Annotated in this window: 17 protein-coding genes; 12 read left to right on the top strand and 5 right to left on the bottom strand. The window is 65.6% G+C overall.

Features of this window, described 5'->3' with window-relative positions; genetic code table 11:
• Window positions 1–3: 3 nt before the first annotated feature.
• The 4 genes from fdhE to fdnG form a co-directional block, all read right to left on the bottom strand.
• The gene (gene fdhE, locus DI041_RS14665) at window positions 4–987 is read right to left on the bottom strand and encodes a formate dehydrogenase accessory protein FdhE (protein WP_136640014.1); all 984 of its coding nucleotides are present in this window, start codon (window positions 985–987) and stop codon (window positions 4–6) included.
• Between the two features lie 367 nt (window positions 988–1,354).
• Complete coding sequence (locus DI041_RS14675; protein ID WP_046987320.1) at window positions 1,355–2,002, bottom strand: formate dehydrogenase subunit gamma; 648 nt, start codon at window positions 2,000–2,002, stop codon at window positions 1,355–1,357.
• Complete coding sequence (fdxH, locus tag DI041_RS14680) at window positions 1,999–2,916, bottom strand: formate dehydrogenase subunit beta (RefSeq protein ID WP_006389637.1); 918 nt, start codon at window positions 2,914–2,916, stop codon at window positions 1,999–2,001. Before fdxH ends, DI041_RS14675 begins: the two co-directional genes overlap by 4 nt.
• 10 nt (window positions 2,917–2,926) lie before the next feature.
• On the bottom strand, window positions 2,927–5,995 hold the full coding sequence (fdnG, locus tag DI041_RS14685; RefSeq protein WP_136639496.1) for a formate dehydrogenase-N subunit alpha: 3,069 nt from the start codon (window positions 5,993–5,995) through the stop codon (window positions 2,927–2,929).
• Window positions 5,996–6,286: 291 nt separating this feature from the next.
• On the opposite strand from fdnG, the gene gmk reads away from it, so the two are divergent.
• From gmk to DI041_RS14735, 9 genes are all read left to right on the top strand, one after another.
• Entirely contained in the window at window positions 6,287–6,952 is a 666-nt protein-coding gene (gene gmk, locus DI041_RS14690) for a guanylate kinase (protein ID WP_005410878.1), read from the top strand.
• 110 nt (window positions 6,953–7,062) lie between these two features.
• Window positions 7,063–7,362: a DNA-directed RNA polymerase subunit omega gene (gene rpoZ, locus DI041_RS14695; RefSeq protein ID WP_005410877.1), complete on the top strand. Its 300-nt coding sequence runs from the start codon at window positions 7,063–7,065 to the stop codon at window positions 7,360–7,362.
• A 106-nt stretch (window positions 7,363–7,468) separates the two neighbouring features.
• Window positions 7,469–9,631: a RelA/SpoT family protein gene (locus DI041_RS14700; RefSeq protein WP_046987317.1), complete on the top strand. Its 2,163-nt coding sequence runs from the start codon at window positions 7,469–7,471 to the stop codon at window positions 9,629–9,631.
• Between the two features lie 260 nt (window positions 9,632–9,891).
• Window positions 9,892–10,278 (top strand): RidA family protein, encoded by a 387-nt coding sequence (locus DI041_RS14705; protein ID WP_012511991.1) that lies wholly within the window; start codon window positions 9,892–9,894, stop codon window positions 10,276–10,278.
• A 7-nt stretch (window positions 10,279–10,285) separates the two neighbouring features.
• The gene (gene recG / locus DI041_RS14710) at window positions 10,286–12,397 is read left to right on the top strand and encodes an ATP-dependent DNA helicase RecG (RefSeq protein WP_136639495.1); all 2,112 of its coding nucleotides are present in this window, start codon (window positions 10,286–10,288) and stop codon (window positions 12,395–12,397) included.
• Window positions 12,398–12,862: 465 nt separating this feature from the next.
• Window positions 12,863–13,801: a nucleoside hydrolase gene (locus tag DI041_RS14720; protein WP_136639494.1), complete on the top strand. Its 939-nt coding sequence runs from the start codon at window positions 12,863–12,865 to the stop codon at window positions 13,799–13,801.
• Between the two features lie 87 nt (window positions 13,802–13,888).
• Window positions 13,889–14,131, top strand: a complete 243-nt coding sequence (locus DI041_RS14725) for a type B 50S ribosomal protein L31 (RefSeq protein WP_006389217.1) — start codon at window positions 13,889–13,891, stop codon at window positions 14,129–14,131.
• Between the two features lie 296 nt (window positions 14,132–14,427).
• Window positions 14,428–15,705: a citrate synthase gene (locus DI041_RS14730; RefSeq protein ID WP_136639493.1), complete on the top strand. Its 1,278-nt coding sequence runs from the start codon at window positions 14,428–14,430 to the stop codon at window positions 15,703–15,705.
• Between the two features lie 290 nt (window positions 15,706–15,995).
• Window positions 15,996–17,096, top strand: a complete 1,101-nt coding sequence (locus tag DI041_RS14735; RefSeq protein ID WP_136639492.1) for a hypothetical protein — start codon at window positions 15,996–15,998, stop codon at window positions 17,094–17,096.
• A gap of 237 nt (window positions 17,097–17,333) precedes the next feature.
• Here DI041_RS14735 and DI041_RS14740 read toward each other — a convergent pair whose 3' ends face one another.
• Window positions 17,334–18,107: an AraC family transcriptional regulator gene (locus DI041_RS14740; protein ID WP_136639491.1), complete on the bottom strand. Its 774-nt coding sequence runs from the start codon at window positions 18,105–18,107 to the stop codon at window positions 17,334–17,336.
• Between the two features lie 93 nt (window positions 18,108–18,200).
• On the opposite strand from DI041_RS14740, the gene DI041_RS14745 reads away from it, so the two are divergent.
• From DI041_RS14745 to DI041_RS14755, 3 genes are all read left to right on the top strand, one after another.
• On the top strand, window positions 18,201–18,968 hold the full coding sequence (locus DI041_RS14745) for an alpha/beta fold hydrolase (protein WP_136639490.1): 768 nt from the start codon (window positions 18,201–18,203) through the stop codon (window positions 18,966–18,968).
• A 109-nt stretch (window positions 18,969–19,077) separates the two neighbouring features.
• A complete protein-coding gene (locus tag DI041_RS14750) occupies window positions 19,078–19,443 on the top strand; it encodes a NirD/YgiW/YdeI family stress tolerance protein (protein ID WP_136639489.1) in 366 nt (121 codons plus the stop codon).
• A gap of 276 nt (window positions 19,444–19,719) precedes the next feature.
• Window positions 19,720–20,226, top strand: coding sequence for a CS1 type fimbrial major subunit (locus DI041_RS14755; RefSeq protein WP_136639488.1), 507 nt, complete (start codon window positions 19,720–19,722; stop codon window positions 20,224–20,226).
• The last annotated feature ends 7 nt before the right edge of the window (window positions 20,227–20,233 follow it).

The raw sequence follows: 20,233 nt of genomic DNA on the forward strand, positions 1-20,233 counted from the left end.
CGGTCAGTCGCCGTCGGATTGCCACAGCAGTGGGTTCTGGCTGGCGCGCGCATAGCCTTCCTCGGCCAGCAGCAGGTCCAGCGCCAGCGTGCCGAGGTCATCGGCCACCGGCTCCAGCATCGGGTCTTTTTCCAGGTACAGGATCTTGCGGTAGCTGTGGCAGTGGTCGCAGGTCTCGGCACGCACCGCACTCTCGCGCACGGCGTGGCCGGCATCGCCATCCACATCGGCCAAGGCACGGTAGGCGATGTCTTTGCCGGCGGTGCCGCATTGACTGCACTGCACGCGCACGTAATGCCACTGGCAGGCGCACAACGCGCACGACAGGTAGCGATAGGACGCATAGGGTGGGCGTGCCTGCACCACGCTCACCACCGGCAGGGTGCCGCACAACGGGCACACCCCGGGTGCATCGGCCAGCGGCTTCAGATCGGCCGGGCGGAAGCTCTCGGCCAATACCGCCCAGTACACCTGCAGCGCCGTCATCACCAGCAGCGCAGCCACCGCATCCAGCGACGGTGCATCGTCCCGCTCCAGCACTGCGTGAGCCTGCGCATCCAGCCACGCGTCATCCGCAGCGGCAACGCGTTGCAGTTCCTGGCGGGTTTCCGCGGGCAGGCCGGCTTCATCGGCACAGTGTTGGCATAGCGTGCGCAACCAACCGTGCCAGCGGTCGTCGAGATGGAGAGTGTTGGCGGGACGCAGCGGCATGCCGGCGCCGGCCGCAGCGCTCGACTGTTGCGCGCGGGCCTGCACCTGCAGCGCTTCACGTTGCTGCGGCGTCAATTCATCCAGCAGCGCCTGCTGCGCATCGGCCAACGCCGCCAGCAACTGCAGGTAACCGCCGATGGCACTGTGCGTGGCCAGGCTGCGGAGGCGGGCCGCGCGATCGGCGAACAGGGACGCAGCATCGGGCAGGATGATGCGCGGAACATCGCGCGAGGCCAGCGTCTCGATTTCACCGGGTTCAAGGATGCGTTGCGCCATGCAGGGCCAGCCGGAAGAACCAGCCTCCATCCTCGCCGTTGTCGGCGCTGGCGTCCAGCGTGCTGCCGGCCATTTGAAAGGATGGGTCAGATCCGTTTTCCAGAGGAAAACGGATCTGACCCCATCGGTCGTTGCCGTGTTCATCGTGTAGACCAAGGTCGACACCTACCAACAGCACCGGGAAACTGTCGAAGGCGGGGTGGGTCCGGTTGCGGGGGCGTGAGCCGCATGGATGCGGCGACCGAGCTTACATGGACGTACTTGCAGCGGCCCCCGCAACCGGACCCACCCCGCCATCCCCAGGAAACCCGCTTTTGCCGTTGACGTTGACGTTGATTTTGCGGGTGCAGGGCCGCAGGCCCTGTCGTCAACCCTCTCCCCGCCGCCCGCGCAGGATGTCCCGGAACCACTGCCGGTGGTGCTTGTACGCCCACCCATAGGTCACCTTGCCCTGGGTCATCGCCCGCACCGAGCCCTTGATCCAGATTGCCGCGTAGATGTGCACCACGATCGCGCACACCAGCACCCAGCCGAACAGCGCATGGGCAAGTACCGAGAAGCGGATCACCCCGATCGGGAAGAAGTGGCTGAAGTACTGCCGCCAGATCACGAAGCCGGTCAGCAGCAGCGCCGACAGGCAACCGATGATGGCCCAGAACAGCAGCTTCTGGCCGGCATTGAAGCGCCCCACCGGCGGCAGCTTCTCGTCCTCGTTGCGCAGCACATCGCGCATGCCACGCATCCACTTGCCGTCGTCGGCGGTCGGCAGGTTGTCGCGCCACATGCGGAACGCCAGCAAGGCGAAGCCCACCACCATCGCCAGGCCGATGAACGGGTGCAGGATGCGCGTCCACGGCCCGCCGCCGAACAGCTGGGTCAGCGGGAACAGGGCAGGGTGGAACAAGGCCAGCCCGGACAGCGCGGTCAGCACGAAGCAGATCGCCACGATCCAGTGGTTGATGCGGGTCGGTGCGCGGTAGCGCACGATCTGCCGCGGGTGCGGGGCGTACTTCATGGCCGCTGCTCCTCTTCGATCTTCTTCGCCTCGTGCTCGGCCTCTTCTTCTTCCTCATCGTTCACCGTGTTGCGGCCGATGCCGATGTAATGCAGGAAGCCGGCGAAGGCGGTGGCGGCGATCGCCAGAACGCCCAGCGGCTTGGCCACGCCCTTCCACACCTCCACCATCGGGCTGATGCGCGGGTCCTTGGGCAGGTCGGCGTACAGCTCGGGCTTGTCCACGTGCTGCAGCACATACATCACGTGGGTTCCGCCGACGCCCTGCGGGTCGTACAGGCCAGCGTTTTCGTAGCCACGCGATTTCAGGTCTTCCACGCGCCCCGCGGCATGCTCGGTCATCGCCTGCTTGCTGCCGAAGGTGATCGCACCGGTCGGGCAGGTCTTCACGCAGGCCGGTTCCTGGCCCACCGCCACCCTGTCCGAACACAGCGTGCACTTGTAGGCCTTGTGGTCCTTCTTGGAAATGCGCGGCACGTCGAACGGGCAGCCGGTCACGCAGTAGCCGCAGCCGATGCAGTTCTCTTCCTGGAAGTCGACGATACCGTTGGCGTACTGGATGATCGCACCCGGTGACGGGCAGGCCTTCAGGCATCCCGGGTCGGCGCAGTGCATGCAGCCTTCCTTGCGGATCAGCCACTCCAGCTTGCCTTTCTCGTCCTCGTACTCGCGGAACTTCATCACCGTCCACGACTGGTCGCTCAGGTCGGGCGGGTTGTCATAGCTGCCAACGCAGCTGCCGACCTCGTCGCGCAGGTCGTTCCACTCCATGCAGGCGACCTGGCAGGCCTTGCAGCCGATGCACTTGCTCACATCGATCAGCTTGGCGACCTGGCCGGTGTGCGCACCACGTGCCTCCGGCGAGGGCGTGGTGGTGGCCGAGCGGCGGATGATATCCAGCGATTGCAGTGACATGGCGTGTCTCCTACACCTTCTCGACCTTGACCAGGATGCACTTCGATTCGGGCGTCTGCGAGTTGCCGTCACCGATGGCGTTGGTCAGCGTATTGGCGATGTATCCGGGCTTGGCCGCACCGAGGAAGCCCCAGTGGATCGGCACGCCCACCTGGTGCACGGTTTTGCCATCAATCTGCAGGGCCTTGATGCGCTTGGTCACCATCGCCACCGCTTCGATGTGGCCGCGCTTGGAACTGACCCGCACGCGGCTGCCGTTGTTGATGCCCAGCTCGTCGGCCAATGCCGCGCCGATTTCGACGAACTGCTCGGGCTGGATGATGGCGTTGAGCTTGCCGTGCTTGGTCCAGAAGTGGAAATGCTCGGTCAACCGGTAAGTGGTGGCCACATGCGGGAACTCATCCGGCGAACCGATCTGTGCACGATCGCTGTCGAACACACGGGCCGCCGGGTTGTTCAGCGTCAGTGCCTGGCCAGGGCTGAGCGGGTTGCTGCGCAGCGGTGTATCGAAAGGTTCGTAGTGCTCCGGGAACGGGCCCTCGGCCATGCCTGCCTTGGCGAAGAAGCGGGCAATGCCTTCCGGGTTCATGATGAACGGACCCATGCCGCCGGCGGGATCTTCGTCGGCCTTGAAGTCCGGCACGTCCACGCTGCCCCAGTTCCTGCCGTTCCAGGCGAGCAGTGTGCGCCGCGGATCGAACGGCTGGCCGGCCACGTCGCACGAGGCGCGGTTGTACATCACGCGGCGATTGGCCGGCCACGCCCAGGCCCAGCCCAGCGTGTTGCCGATGCCGGTGGGGTCGCTGTTGTCACGCCGCGCCATCATGTTGCCGGTCGGGCCCCAGGCACCGATGTAGATCCAGCAGCCGGAGGCGGTGCTGCCGTCGTCGCGCAGGTCGCCGAACGCGGCCAGCTGCTCGCCGGCCTTGCGCACCAGCTTGGTCGGGTCCTTCGGATCGAACACGTCCACCAGCGCCTTGCCGTTGTACTCCATCGCCAGTTCTTCCGGCGTCGGCAGTTCCGGGTTGGAATACTTCCAGGCCAGGTCGCGCACTGGCTCCCACCACGCACCACCGTCCTTTTCGTACATCGCTTTGATGCGATGGAACAGTTCGGACATGATCTCGATGTCGCTGCGCGCTTCGCCCGGCGGATTGGCCCCCTTCCAGTGCCACTGCAGCCAGCGCGAGGAATTCACCACCGCGCCGTTTTCCTCGGCGAACGAGGTGGTCGGCAGGCGGAACACTTCGGTCTGGATCGTGCCCGGGTCGACGTCGTTCAACGCGCCGTGGTTCTGCCAGAACGCGATGGTCTCGGTTTCCAGCGGGTCCATGCTGACCATGAACTTGAGCTTGGAGAACGCGCTGATCAGCTTGCCCTTGTTCGGCGCCGAGGCCAGCGGATTGAAGCCCTGGCAGATGTAGCCGTGGATCTTGCCTTCGTTCATCAGCTCGTACGCCTGCAGCATGTCGTACGGTTTGTCGAGCTTGGGCAGATGGTCGAAGCACCAGTTGTTGTCGGCGGTGGCGGCGTCGCCCCACCACGACTTCATCAGGCTGACGTGGAACTTCGGGTAGTTCTGCCAGAACGACATCTGGTTGGCGCGCAGGGGCTTCTGCGTGCGCTTGGCGATGTAGGCGTCGTAGTCCTGCTCGTCCTGCTTCGGCAGGGTCAGGTAGCCGGGCAGCAGGTCGGACATCAGGCCGATGTCGGTCAGGCCCTGGATGTTGGAATGCCCGCGCAGCGCGTTCATCCCACCGCCGGCCACGCCGATGTTGCCCAGCAGCAGCTGCACCATGGTGCCGGCACGCACGTTCTGTGCGCCCACCGAGTGCTGCGTCCAGCCCAGCGCGTACAGGATGGTCATCGCCTTGTCCTTGCCGGCGGTGGACGCGATCATGTCCCAGACCTGGCGGATGCTGTCGGCCGGCGTGCCGCAGATACGTTCGACCATCTCCACGGTGTAGCGCGCGTAGTGCTGCTTGAGCAGGGTGTAGACGCAGCGCGGGTCCTTCAGCGTCGGGTCGCTGCGCACGAAACCGTCATCGCCGTACACGTAGTCCCAGCTGGAACGGTCGTAGCTGCGCTTCTCCTCGTTGTAGCCCGAATACAGGCCGTCCTTGAAGGCGAACTCGTCCTTCACCAGGAACGACATGTCGGTGTAGTTCAGCACGTACTCGTGCTGGATGCGGTCTTCTGTCAACAGATAGTTGATCAGGCCGCCCAGGAACACGATGTCGGTGCCGGTGCGGATCGGCGCGTATACGTCGGCCACCGCGGCCGAGCGGTTGAAACGCGGATCGACCACGATCAGGCGTGCCTTGTTGTGGGCCTTGGCCTCGGTCACCCATTTGAAACCGCACGGGTGTGCCTCGGCGGCATTGCCACCCATGATCAGCACCAGGTCGGCATTCTTGATGTCGACCCAGTGATTCGTCATCGCACCACGGCCTAGCGTCGGGGCAAGACCTGCCACCGTCGGGCCGTGTCAGACACGTGCCTGGTTGTCGAATGCCAACATGCCAAGGGAGCGCACGACCTTGTGGGTCAGCACCGCGGTTTCATTGCTGGTGGCCGAGGCGGCCAGCATGCCGGTGGTCAGCCAGCGGTTGACCGTCTGCCCGGCCTCGTTCTTCTGCACGAAGTTGGCATCGCGGTCTTCCTTCATCAGCCGGGCGATGCGGTCCAGCGCATCGTCCCAGCTCAGCCGCTTCCACTCGTTCGAGCCCGGCGCGCGGTACTCGGGGTAGAGCAGGCGCGACTTGCTGTGGATGATGTCGGCCAGGCCGGCACCCTTCGGGCACAGCGTGCCGCGGTTGACCGGATGGTCCGGGTCGCCCTCGATATGGAAGATGCTCGGCTCGGCGTTCTTGGCGCCATCGCCGAGGCTGTACATCAGGATGCCGCAGGCCACCGAACAGTACGTACAGGTGTTGCGGGTCTCGGTCGCGCGGGTCAGCTTGTACTGCCTGACCTCCGCGAGCGCGATGCCGGGCGCGAAGCCCATCAATGCCAGACTGGAGCCGACCAGGGTTGTCCCGGTCACTTTCAGGAACTGGCGGCGGCTCATCGAGGGCATGCCGTTCTCCTGGGATGGCGAGGAGGCGCAGGCCTCCGGGCTGTCGGTGGGTACGGCCCGGTTATAGCACAGGCCCCCGCACGCCCATGTGGCACAAGGCCCTGCACCCTGCTGGCCGGGCGCGGAAAGGGGCGCCTCTGCTAAAGTTGCGTGCCCGCACCCCGGGGAGCCGTCTGCCGGGCCTGGTTCCAGGATGTTCCGCGCAGCCCCCGCCGTCCTGGCGCGATCCTCCGCGCCGGATCTGGAACACTGAGGAAAAATTTTGCGAAATCAACCAGTTGGGTTCCGCGCATGAGCGCCCCGTCGAAGCCGTCGGACGCCGTTGCGCGCGGCACGCTGTACATCGTTGCCGCCCCCTCCGGTGCCGGCAAGAGCAGCATCGTCAATGCCACCCTGGCGCGTGATCCGCAGATCGCCCTGTCGATCTCCTTCACTTCGCGCGCGATGCGCCCGGGTGAAGTGAACGGCCAGCACTACCACTTCGTCAGTGCCGAGAAGTTCGAGCAGATGATCGCTGCCGGCGACTTCTTCGAGCATGCCTGGGTGCACGGCGACTGGAAGGGCACCGCCCGCCAGTCGGTGGAACCGCAGCTGGCTGCCGGCCAGGACGTGCTGCTGGAAATCGACTGGCAGGGCGCGCAGCAGGTACGCCAGCTGGTGCCGGGCACGGTCACCGTTTTCATCCTGCCGCCGTCCAAGCAGGCCCTGCAGGACCGCATGCGCAAGCGCGGCCAGGACAGCGAGGCGGTCATCGCCCAGCGCCTGGGTGCTGCCCGTGACGAGATGCTGCACTTCAACGAGTTCGACTACGTCATCGTCAACGAGGTGTTTGACACCGCCGTGGACGAGCTGTGTGCCATCTTCACCGCCAGCCGCCTGCGCCGGGAGGCCCAGAAGGTCCGCCACGCCGGCCTGATCCAGGCGCTGCTGACCCCTGATCCGGGCGCAACTGACTGATTCCAAAAGAATCGGGTAGGGGTTGGCTTGATTTTGTCCAGCCCCTGCCAGTACACTCCGTCCCCTTTCCCTCATTCGACTGAGCGGCCGACCGGTCGCCGGGAGCCCGTATGGCCCGCATCACCGTAGAAGATTGCCTGGAAGTCGTTAACAACCGTTTCGAACTGGTCATGATGGCTTCCAAGCGTGCCCGCCAGCTCGCCAACGGCGTGCAGGCCACGCTGGACAACAGCGAGACCGAGGACAAGCCGACCGTGCTGGCACTGCGCGAAATCGCCGCCCGCAAGATCGACAACGCGCTGATCGACGAAGTCGAGAAGGCCGAGCGTGAGCGCGCCGAGCGCGAAGCGCTGGAGTGGGCCGCCGCCGAAGTGGTCGCCGACGAAGACATGTCCAAGAACGACGATTGATCGCATCGATCAAGGTCATTGCTGGATACGCCGAACAGCCCGCCCCGTGCGGGCTGTTTCGCATTCAGGATTTGCCGTAAACGGCGCACTGGCATAGGCTTCGGGCATGAACCCAGGCCCCACTGCCAAGGTCGCCGCAGTCCCCGCTGCCGCCGTACCCGACTACGTCCTCCAGCTTGAACGCGCCGCCCACTACCTGCCGCCCGAGCAGCTGCCGCTGCTGCGCCGCGCCTGGGAAGTTGGAGCCGCCGCGCATGCTGGGCAGACGCGCAAGTCGGGCGAGCCCTATATCACCCATCCGGTGGCCGTGGCCCAGGTGCTGGCCGAGCTGGGCCTGGACGTGGAAGCGCTGATCGCTGCGATCCTGCACGACACCATCGAAGACACTCCCCTGACCCGTGAGGCGCTGGCGGCCGAGTTCGGTGAGGCCGTGGCCGAGCTGGTCGACGGCGTGACCAAGCTGGACAAGCTGAAGTTCCGCGACCGCCAGGAGGCTGCCGCCGAGAGCTTCCGCAAGATGCTGCTGGCGATGTCGCGCGACCTGCGCGTGATCATGATCAAGCTGGCCGACCGCCTGCACAACATGCGCACGCTGGGCGCGCAGAGCCGCGAGGCACGTGGCCGCATTGCCCGCGAGACGCTGGAGATCTACGCGCCCATCGCCCAGCGCCTGGGCATGAGCCTGGTCAAGAGCGAACTGCAGAACCTCGGGTTCAAGGCGCTGTATCCGTGGCGCCATGCCATCCTGGAAAAGCACATCCGCAGTCAGCCGGTGGTGCGCCGCGAGGCGCTGGCGCAGGTGGAAGTGCAGTTGTCGCAGCGCCTGGCCAAGGAGGGCATCGAGCACCGCCTGGTCAGCCGCATCAAGACTCCGTGGAGCATCTACAACAAGATGCACGAAGAGAACAAATCCTTCGATCAGGTGATGGATGTGTTCGGTTTCCGCCTGGTCGTGCGCAGCGTGCCCAGCTGCTACCACGCGCTGGGTTCGGTGCACGCTACCTTCAAGCCGCTGGATGGGCGCTTCCGCGACTTCATCGCCATTCCCAAGGCCAACGGCTACCAGTCGCTGCACACGGTGCTGTTCGGGCCGTATGGCTCGCCGATCGAAGTGCAGATCCGTACCGAGGAAATGGACCTGATCGCCGAACGCGGTGTGGCCGCGCACTGGACCTACAAGTTCGGTGGTGATTCACCCAACAGCGCACAGAGCCGCGCACATGCCTGGATCGTCGAACTGATCGACTCGCAGCGCGCTGCCGGTTCGTCGCTGGAGTTCCTCGACAACGTCAAGGTCGACCTGTTCCCGGACGAGGTCTACCTTTTCACCCCGAAGGGCAAGATCCTCGCGCTGCCGCGCAACTCCACCGCGCTCGACTTCGCCTACGCCGTGCATACCGACGTCGGCAACATGGCCGTGGCCTCGCGCGTGGACAAGAAACTGGTGCCGTTGCGGACCAAGCTGGTGTCGGGCCAGTCGGTAGAGATCATCACCGCGCGCTCGGCCACGCCGAAACCGCAGTGGCTGGAATTCGTGGTCACCAGCAAGGCACGCACCGCCATCCGCCACCAGCTCAAGCAGCTGGAGCACGAAGACGCCGTGCAGCTGGGGCACCGCATGCTCGACCGCGCGCTGGAAGCGATGGACAGCTCGCTGGAGCGGCTGCCGAAGGGACGCCTGGATGCGTTCCTGGCCGAGCACCGGTTCCCGCGCCTGGAGGCGCTGCTGGCCGAAGTTGCGCTGGGCAACTGGATGCCGACCCAGGCCGCACAGGCGCTGATGGCCTACGCCGAACTGCGGGGCGGCCCGCATTCGCGCCACCACTCGCAGGAGAAGATCCTGATCAACGGCAGCGAACGCGGCGTGGTCACCTTCGCCGGCTGCTGCCAGCCGATTCCCGGCGACGAGATCATGGGCTACCACACCGCCGGCAAGGGCATCGTGGTGCACCGCATGGACTGCCCGAACCTGGCCGAACTGCGCAAGTCACCCGAGCGCTGGGTGCCGATCGGCTGGGATACCACCGTTTCCGGGGACTACGACACCTCGCTGGTGGTGGAAGTGGAGAACGGCACCGGCGTGCTGGCGCAGCTGGCCGCGGCCATCGCGCAGAGCCACTCCAACATCGAGCGCGTGGACTACCTGGACCGCGACTTCAACGCCGCCGTGCTGGCGTTCAACATCCAGGTACGCGACCGCAACCACCTGGCCGAAGTGATGCGCCGCCTGCGCCGCCTGTCGGTCGTGCAGGCCGTGCGCCGGCAGTAACGCGAACCCGGGGTCGGATCCCTCTCCAACGGAGAGGGATCCGACCCCATTGAATCCCGCTGCAGGTCCACGCCATTCGTGGATGCTTCCGGTAGTGCCGGCCGCTGGCCGGCAACTTCGCGGTGCTTCCGACGTTCATGAGGTTGCCGGCCAGCGGCCGGCACTACCGAAGCGGCGCGGTAGATCCACGCCATGCGTGGATGCGCGCCCACCCGGTACAATCACCGCTCTGTTTTCCCCCAAAAGCACCGGAGCGACCCATGTCCCGCCAGATCATCAACACCGAAAAGGCCCCGGCCGCCATCGGCCCGTACTCGCAGGCCGTGCGCGCCGGCAACACCGTGTATTTCTCCGGCCAGATTCCGCTCGACCCGGCCACCGGCGACATCGTCGGCGCCGGTGACGTCGAAGCGCAGGCCCGCCGCGCCTTCGACAACCTCAAGGCTGTGGCCGAAGCCGCTGGCGGCTCGCTGGACAAGGTCGTGCGTCTGGGCCTGTACCTGACCGATCTGGGCGAGTTCGCCAAGGTCAACGCGGTCATGCAGGACTACTTCCAGGCCCCGTTCCCGGCCCGTTCCACCATCGAAGTCTCCGGCCTGCCGAAGGGTGCCAACTTCGAGGTTGACGCGGTGATGGTCATCGACTGACCACCACGTGGCACGCAAGGCGGCGGTCACCCCGGTCCTGTCACCGTCCGGCGAAGCATCGCTTGCGATGCTCGCCGGCGTCGGTCCGGCCGTGGCCGCCAAACTGCAGACACGTGGCCTGGCCACCCTGCAGGATCTCTGGCTTCATCTGCCGCTGCGCTATGAAGACCGCACCCGGCTGACCCGCATCGAAGACCTGCGCAACGGCGTGCCGGCGCAGGTGGAAGGGCGGGTGGTCGCGGTCGAGCGCGGCATGCGCTACCGGCCGATGCTGAAAGTGGCGGTGGAAGACGAAGGGCAGGGCACCCTGGTGCTGCGCTTCTTCCACTTCCGCCAGCAGCAGGTCGGACAGTTCGCGGTCGGCAACCGGCTGCGCTGCTTCGGCACGCCCAAACCCGGCCATCTCGGCCTGGAAATCGTCCATCCCAGCTACCAGGTGCTGGGCCGCAACGACGATCCCGAACTCGGCGACCGCCTCGACCCGGTGTATCCCACCGTCGAAGGCGTTGGCCCGATGACCATGCGCAAGCTGATCGGCCAGGCGCTGGACCGCCTGCCCGAGGAAAGCACGTTGGAACTGCTGCCCAATGGCTGGCTGGATGGCCTGGGCCTGCCGTCACTGCGCAGCGCGCTGCTGACCGTGCACCGGCCGCCGCCGGATGCCGACCTGGCTGCACTGGCCGCCGGGACGCATCCGGCGCAGCGCCGGCTGGCGATGGAAGAACTATTGGCCCATCACCTCAGCCTGCGTCGCCAGCGCATTGCCTTGCAGGCGCATCATGCGCCGCCGCTGGCCGGCCCCGGCAAACTGGCCAAGGCGTTGTTGAAGCAGCTACCGTTCGCGCTGACCGGCGCGCAGACACGTGTGTTCAAGCAGATCCGCGAAGATCTCGCGCGGCCCAGCCCGATGCTGCGGCTGGTGCAGGGCGACGTCGGCTCCGGCAAGACCGTGGTCGCCGCGCTGGCTGCCATGCTGGCGGTGGAGCAGGGCAAGCAGGTGGCACTGGCTGCCCCCACCGAACTGCTGGCTGAGCAGCATCTCAACAACCTGCGCGGCTGGCTGGAACCGCTCGGCGTGCACATCGCGTGGCTGGCCGGCAAGGTCACCGGCAAGGCGCGCGCCAAGGTGATGGAACAGGTCGCCACCGGCGAAGCGCAGGTGGTGGTGGGCACCCATGCGCTGATGCAGGAGGCGGTGGTGTTCCAGGATCTGGCCCTGGCCATCGTCGACGAGCAGCACCGCTTCGGCGTGCACCAGCGGTTGGCGCTGCGCGACAAGGGCGCGGGCGGCAACAGCGTGCCGCACCAGCTGGTGATGACTGCCACGCCGATTCCGCGGACGCTGGCGATGTCCGAATACGCCGATCTGGATGTCTCGGCCATCGACGAACTGCCGCCGGGCCGCACCCCGGTGCAGACCGTCGCATTGAACAACGATCGCCGCCCGGAACTGATCGAGCGCATCGCCCTGGCCTGCCAGGAAGGGCGGCAGGTGTACTGGGTGTGCACGCTCATCGAGGAAAGCGAAGAGTTGGATGCCACGCCGGCGCAGGCCACATACGAATCGCTGCAGGCGCTGCTGCCGGGCGTGCGCGTCGGCCTGGTGCATGGCCGGCTGAAGGCGGCGGAAAAGCTGGCCACGATGATCGCGTTCAAGGCCGGCGAGATCGACCTGCTGGTCGCCACCACCGTGATTGAAGTGGGCGTGGATGTGCCCAATGCTTCGCTGATGGTGATCGAGAATGCCGAGCGCCTGGGCCTGGCGCAGCTGCATCAGCTGCGCGGCCGCGTCGGTCGTGGCTCGGCGGTCTCGCGCTGCGTGCTGCTGTACCAGGCCCCGCTCTCGCAGATGGCGCGCGAGCGCCTGCAGACCATGCGCGAAACCAACGATGGTTTCGTCATTGCCGAAAAGGATCTGGAACTGCGTGGCCCGGGCGAACTGCTGGGTACCCGGCAGACCGGCCTGGCCGGCTTCCGCATTGCTGATCTCGCGCGCGATGCCGGCCTGCTGCCGGGCGTGCATGAGCTGGCTGAGCGCCTGCTGGCGCAGCAGCCCGCGCTGGCCGATCGTGTGGTGCAGCGATGGATCGGCACCGCCGTGCGTTACGCCTCGGCCTAATGCCGCCTTGGTGGGTGTGGACCTTGGTCCACACATCCACGCATGGCGTAGATCTACATCGCGCTGCGCGCGGGAGTCGAGCAAGGCTCGACTCTACAGACAGCGCTTTCGATCATTTCCATGTTCATCCACGCATTGCGTGGATGTGTCGACCAAGGTCGACACCTACCAACATCCGCCGTTCCGACAGACCGCGGAAATCTGTCGAAGGCGGGGTGGGTCCGGTTGCGGGGGTGTCCGCGGCATGGATGCCGCGGCCAAGCCCCCAAGGACGGGTTTACGGCGTCCCCCGCAACCGGATCCACCCCGCCATCCCCCAGAAAACCAGCTTTTGACGTTGCCGTTGCCGTTGCCGTTGCCGTTGCTCCGGCCTCTGCGGGTGCAGGGCGCAGCCCTGCCGACCCCCGTACTTGCAACGGTCATCATCCCGGTCCACACTTCGTTGCCGATCTGAAGACGGCAACGATGACCCACAAGATCCCCCTGTTGATCGACACCGACCCTGGTGTGGACGACGCCCTGGCCCTGCTGATGGCCTTTGCCGATGAACGGCATGACGTGGTCGCCCTGACCATCGCCGCCGGCAATGTCGGCCTGCAGTACACGGTCCGCAACGCCCTCAAGCTCTGCGACATCGTCGGCCGCGCCGACGTGCCGGTGTTCGCCGGCAGCCCCGATCCGCTGCTGCATCCGTCCGTCGACGCCGCCCACGTGCATGGCCGTGATGGTTATGGCGATGTGGACCTGCCACCGCCGAGCCGCCAGGCTGAAGCCGAACACGCCGCGCTGGCGATCCTGCGCCTGTCGCACGAACACGCCGGCGAACTGATGCTGGTGATGCTCGGCCCGCTGACCAACCTGGCGCTGGCGCTGAAGCTGGATCCGACCCTGCCTGAGCGCATCAAGCGCATCGTGGTGATGGGCGGCGCGGTCACCTGCCACGGCAACATCACCCCGGCGGCCGAATTCAATATCGCCTTCGATCCGGAAGCGGCGCACGTGGTGTTCACCGCCTTCAAGCACCTGCTGGTGTCCGACTGGGAGGCCACTGTCGCCCACGGCCTGCCGCTGCAGGAGGCTGAGAAGTGGCTGCAGGCCGATTCCGATCGCGCCCGCTTCTACGAGCTGATCTCGCGCAAGACCCGCGGCCTGTCCGAAGACAGCAAGGGCGGCCGCTGGTACACCGCCGACGCACTGGCCATGGCCTGGGCGCTGAACCCGGAAGGGCAGCTGCAGGTGGAGTCGCGGCCGCTGAACGTGGAGCTGAACGGTACGTTCAGCCGCGGTGCCACCATCGTCGACTGGAACCGCCAGACCGGCCAGCCGGACAACTGCGATCTGCTGATGGCCTACGACCAGGCGCGCTTCGAGGCCCTGGTGCGCCAGGCGTTGGGCGCCGCCTGAGCCGGATGCCGGCAACCGGTTGCCCCGAGGGGCAACCGGTGCTTATAATGCCGCTCTTGACCACCAGCCCATTTACGGTGTGAGCCCATGAAGGCCGATATCCATCCGAACTACCGCGACGTCGTCTTCCATGACGTCACCTCCGATTTCAAGATCCTGACCCGCTCGACCATGAGCACGAAGGAAACCATCAAGTGGGAAGACGGCAACGACTACCCGCTGGTGAAGGTTGAAATTTCCTCTGCTTCGCACCCGTTCTACACGGGCAAGCACAAGGTCATCGATACCTCGGGCCGCATCGACAAGTTCCAGAAGCGCTACGCGCGCTGATCTGTCGATCCAGCTTCGAACCGACGGCCGCGCTCTGCGCGGCCGTTTGTTTTTCCCCGGCGCCTGCCCAACGGGCGTTTGGATGGACGGAACACTGCGTTCGGGTGACAACGCTTTTGCCGATCCGGGCCGCTCAACGGCCGGCGTCTGGCCGCCTGTCGTCTACGACTTCTGTCTAGCGCCGGGCAAATGCTGCTGTGCGATAATGGCGTGATCCCCGGCACAGGCCGAGGACGTCATTCACGTGCCTGACCAATGCGCTTGGGCAGGCGCCTTCCCATGAAGGAGCGCACACAGTGTCCGATCTTGATCAGGTCACGCTCAACGCCGGCGATAAGTCGGTCGTTCTGCCCGTCATCAAACCCACCCTTGGCAACGACTGCGTCGACATCGCGAAGCTGACCAAGGAAACGGGGTACTTCACCTACGATTCCGGTTTCACCGCGACGGCCAGCTGCAAGTCCGCCATCACCTACATCGACGGCGACAAGGGCGTGCTGCTGTACCGCGGCTACCCGATCGAACAGTTGTCGGAAAAGTCGAGCTACGTCGAAGTGGCCTACCTGCTGATCAACGGCGAGCGCCCGAGCGCCGAGCAGCTGAAGGCCTTCACCGACGAGCTGGCTGCCGAAGCCAACGTCGATGAGTCGATCAACACCCTGATCGGCAGCTTCGCCAAGGATGCCCATCCGATGGCGATCCTGACCGCCGCCATCGCGCAGCTGTCGGGCATCTACCACGCCTCTCTGGACCTGTCCGACGCCGAGCAGCGCCGCCAGGCCGCCGTGCGCCTGATCGCCAAGGTGCCGACCCTGTCGGCGCTGATCTACCGCCACGGCAAGGGCCTGCCGGCCAACAAGCCGGACACCTCGCTGGACTACGTCAGCCGCTTCCTGAAGCAGACCTTCGAGTCGGCTGACGGCAAGTACGAACTGAACCAGGACGTGGTCAAGGCACTGGACCTGCTGTTCATCCTGCACGCCGACCACGAGCAGAACGCCTCGACCTCGACCGTGCGTCTGGTCGGTTCGACCGGTGCCAACCCGTATGCGTCGGTCGCCGCTGGCGTCACCGCGCTGTGGGGTCCGGCCCACGGCGGTGCCAACGAAGCCGTGCTGAAGATGCTGGAAGAGATCGGTTCGGCCGACAACGTCGAATCGGCCGTGCTGAAGGCCAAGGACAAGACCTCCGGCTTCCGCCTGATGGGCTTCGGCCACCGCGTGTACAAGAACTTCGATCCGCGCGCGAAGGTCATCGGTGAGATGACCGGCAAGGTGCTCAAGCAGCTGGGCGTGCAGGATCCGCTGCTGGACGTGGCCGTCAAGCTGGAACAGGCCGCGCTGCAGGACGAGTACTTCGTCGCCCGCAAGCTGTACCCGAACGTCGATTTCTACAGCGGCATCATCTACAAGGCGCTGCAGATCCCGACCGAGATGTTCACCGTCATGTTCGCCCTCGGCCGCACCTCCGGCTGGGTGTCGCATTGGCTGGAACAGCAGGTCGACCCGGAAATGAAGATCGGCCGTCCGCGCCAGGTCTACACCGGCAGCGACGTGCGCGACTACCAGGGCTGATCGCCCGCGTAGGTTGTGCCAAGAACGCCCCGCATTCGCGGGGCGTTTTTTTTTGCTTCGGCTCTGGTGGATGCCAACCTTGGTTGGCACGCTTTCGACACTCGGGAAAAATCATCCACGCGTGGCATGGATCTACCGCGTTCCCGCTTTTTGGTAGGTGCCAACCTTGGTTGGCACGCTCTTCACCGCGCCAAGACCGCGTGATTCAAGGGTCTCGCCAGCTTCACAAGCGCTCGCGCAGCCTCAGGACGCCAGCTGCACCCGCAGCACTGATACGGAGCATCCACCCCATGAGTACCCGATTCGATCCACCCGAGCGCGGCCCGCTCGGTCCCGACGTCGCCGCTGTCGTTACCGCACCCATCGTGCCGCCCACCAGCGAAAGCGCAGTGTCCTGGGGCGCGATCCTGGCCGGCGCCGTTGCCGCCGCTGCACTGTCCCTCATCCTGCTCATCCTGGGTGTAGGCCTTGGTCTGTCCTCGGTGTCACCGTGGTCGTTCGAAGGCGTCAGCAAGGAAACCTTCGGCTGGTCCAGCATCATCTGGCTGACCTTCACCGCGCTGGCCGCTTCCGGCCTGGGTGGTTATCTGGCCGGTCGCCTGCGCACCAAGTGGACGCAGCTGCACGGTGATGAAACCTACTTCCGCGACACCGCGCACGGCTTCGTGTCCTGGGCTGTGGCGACCCTGCTCACTGCTGGCCTGTTGACCTCGGCCATCGGTGGCGTGCTGGGCGCCGGCGCAAAGGTTGCCGGTGCGACCGCAGGCGCCGCTGCCACCACTGCCGGTGCTGCCGTGGCCGGAGCTGGCAGCGCTGCTGCAAGCGCACCGGAGAGCGACCTCAACTACTGGGTGGATTCGCTGTTCCGCAGTGCCACCACGGCGGGCCCGGACGCTGCCGGCGCACCTCCGGTTGCGCCGGCAGCGGGCGCAGCGCCGGGTACCAGCCCAATGGACCCTGCCGCATCGCCGCCGCCCCCGGCCGCCGCCAGCGTTGGCCCACGTGACGCCCGCACGGCCCCGCCGCCGCCGCGCCCGATGCCGGGCAATGGCCCGATGGGCGACCGCCGCGAAGTCCGTGCCGAAGTGAACCGCATCATCGTCAACAGTCTGCAGGGGGACGGCCTGGACCCGGCTGATACCCAGTACCTGTCGCAGCTGATCGCGCGCGAGACGGGCATGAGCCCGGCTGAAGCGCAGGCCCGTGTGACCGACGTGCAGACCCGCATGCGTGTCGCGCTGGAGAAGGCCAAGAACACCGCCAAGCAAGCTGCCGATGATGCGCGCAAGGCAACGGCCTATGCCGCGCTGTGGCTGTTCATCACCCTGCTGATCGGCGCGTTCTTCGCCAGCCTCAGCGCCACCTGGGGCGGCCGTCGCCGCGACCTGTAACCCGCATCTGATGCAAGGAGACCTGCCATGAAAACGCTTCTGCTCTGGTTCTTGGGCGTGCCGATTCCGCTGTTGATCCTGTACGCGATCTTCTTCTGAGATCGTGTCGTTGAGTGAGATCCATCAGGCCGCCGCGAGGCGGCCTGATGCCATCCAGTTGCGCATGGACATTTACAGCGTCGAGCCACGCTCGACCCACGCGCGCAGCGCACACAACAGCCAATCACCGGCCCAGCACTACGCCTCTGCGTACCGGCTCGGCGAACATCCCAGCACACGCCGGAAGGCAGCGGAAAACGCGCTCGGGCTTGCATAGCCCAGGTCCAATGCCACACGCGTCACCGCCTGGCCTTGTCCCAGCCGCTCAATGGCTACCAGCAGGCACACCTGCTGCCGCCACTCGGCAAAACCCACCCCGGTATCGGCGCGGAACAGGCGCGTGAACGTGCGCCGGCTCATGCCTGCTTCGGCAGCAACGTCATCGAGGCGGACTGCCAGTGAAGGACTGTCGAGCAATGCGCGGCAGACACGTGCGAGACGTGCATCGGCGGGCAGCGGTGCATGCAGGGAAAGTGTCGGCATCGATGCGATTTCCGCCACCAGCAGCTGCATCAGTTTGCCTGCGCGCCCGTCCTCGTCGTACAGCGGGGGCAGGTCCACCGCCGCCTCCAGCAGCTGCTGCAACAGCGCAGAGACCGCGTACACCCGGCAGTGCGCTGGCAGCGCCACTGCGTCGGCCGCCTCGGCGGAGAGAAAGGCGTTGAGCATCGTCACTGGCCCGCGCATGGTCATCTCATGCGTCAGGCCTGCAGGCACCCAGCAGGCGCGCCGTGGGGGAACCAGCCACCGCCCCTGCGGCGTGGCCACACTGATGGTGCCGCGCGCAGCGAACGCGAACTGCCCGCGCCGGTGGGCATGGCGGGGAAACGTGAACTCGGCTGCGTAGTCGTTCGAAGTAACCACGACATCGCGTGGCAGGTCTTCGTAGGGATCAAGCAGCGAATTGCGCATGGCCCGGATTCTATAGCGATTGACCCGTCATCGACGGTGGGCCGGATCAGCGCTGTCTAGCATCAACGCTCCCCTCGGCTGTAATGGAACCACATGACCAATACTTTCCATCGCGTGGGACACGGACCCCACGCTGTCCTGGTGCTGCACGGCTGGTTCGGCGACGCGCATGCGTTCGAGCCCATCGAGCCATGGCTGTCGCGCGACGACTTCAGCTACATCTTCATGGACTGTCGTGGCTACGGCGGCATGCGCGATGTACGGGGGGCCTATACCATCGGCGAGATTGCGTCCGATGCATTGGATCTGATGACCGCCCTGGGCCACGAGCGCTTCAGCGTGGCGGGTCATTCGATGGGCGGCATGGCCATTGAACTTATGGCGGTGCTTGCGCCGGACCGGGTACACGGCATGGTGGCCATTGCGCCGGTGCCATGCGGCGGCATTGCCTACGACGCCGCGACGCGAAGCCTGCTTGATACGGCAGCCGGGGACGTAGGCGTGCGTCGGACCATCATCGATCGCAGTACCGGCGGACGGCTGCCGGCGCAATGGCTCGACTGGAAGGCCGCGTATTCGGCGGCACATGCTTCACCTGCAGCATTTGCCGCCTATCTTCCAGCATGGGCGGATACCGATTTCAGCAATGAGATCGTCGGCAATCATTGGTTGAAGGTGCTGGTGGGTGGGCACGATCCCACCTTCAACCGCGCACTGATGCAGCGCACCTATCTGCGCCGCTACCGGCAGGCCACGATGGCGGTCCTGCAGGATGCCGGGCATTACCCGATGAACGAGACGCCGCTGGCCCTGGTGGCGGCCATGGAATCGTTCCTGAAAGAGCTGTCGGTTCCGGGATGAATGGTTTCTGGCAGGGGATGTCGTTTTCACATCTTTTCGGATCTATTGCATGGGCACCACATTCGAGGCGATAGAAGCTGAGGGCACATATCCCTGCATGGAGACCCCCATGAACCGACGACTCACCCTTGCGCTCATCGCCACCTCCTTGAGCCTGCCCAGCGCTGGCGCCTTCGCCCAGTACACCGGCCCGGGTGCCACCAGTGTCGTCACCACGGTTGCCGAGGCGCGCGACCAGCGTGACGATCAGCCGGTGGTGCTGCAGGGCACGCTGGTGGCCAAGATCGGCCACGAGCGCTACCGCTTCAAGGACGCAACCGGCGAGATCGATGTGGAAATCGACGACAAGGATCTGCCCAGCCACCAGGCCGTCAGCGCGACCACCGTGGTGGAACTGCACGGTGAAGTGGATACGCACCGCTTCAAGCCCACCGACATCGACGTGGATCATGTGCGGATCGTCAGCACGCGTTGAGGCGGCGGTAGTGCACACGTGCGTCGAGCATTGTGCACTTCTACAAAGGGCATCTCCCGCAATGAGGGTTGTTGCAAACGCGGTATGAGGAAGATTGCATAACCCCTAAACATTGAGTGAATTCAAGGATTCTTCTTAACGTTCAGTTATTTAGGAATCCTTGAATGGTCAGCGTGCGGTAGGCCTACCTACCATTCTCTCCGTCGCCCGCCCCCACGCAGGCGGGTGATGCCTCCGCACTGGAGGCCTCATATCCCACCGTCCGAGAGAGACACCATGAACTCCATCCTGAAGAAGGCCGCGCTCGCTGCAGCGCTGGCCACCGTTTCGCTGTCCGCCAATGCATTCGATGCTGACATCAAGGTCTGGGCCAACGTCGATCCGACCCTGGCCCTGCTCAAGGCCGATGGCACGGCGCTGGATTCGGTGGTCAACATGGTCCACAACCCGATCAGCGGCCTGGTGCCCTGGTCGCAGCAGGTGCGCATCTACTCCAACGATGAAAGCAAGGACATCGAAGTGCGTGTTGGCAGCACCCCGCAGCTGCTCAACACCGATGGTGGCGGCGCGCCGGTGCCGCTGACCGTCAGCCTCAATGGCAGGGCGCTGACCGTGGCGGCACAGGACTTCTCCGCAACCGACCTGTTCGACGGCGCACTGCCGGGCGCATCGATCCCGCTGGCGCTGCGTATTGCACAGACCGTCCAGGCGCCGATCGCCCGCGGCGGCAGCTACGAAGGCATCGTCACCATCGCCATGCAGCAGAAGACCACCAGCCCGTAAGGCACCC

It is taken from the genome of Stenotrophomonas maltophilia, from assembly GCF_004920835.1.
Taxonomy (GTDB): Bacteria; Pseudomonadota; Gammaproteobacteria; order Xanthomonadales; family Xanthomonadaceae; genus Stenotrophomonas; species Stenotrophomonas maltophilia_AQ.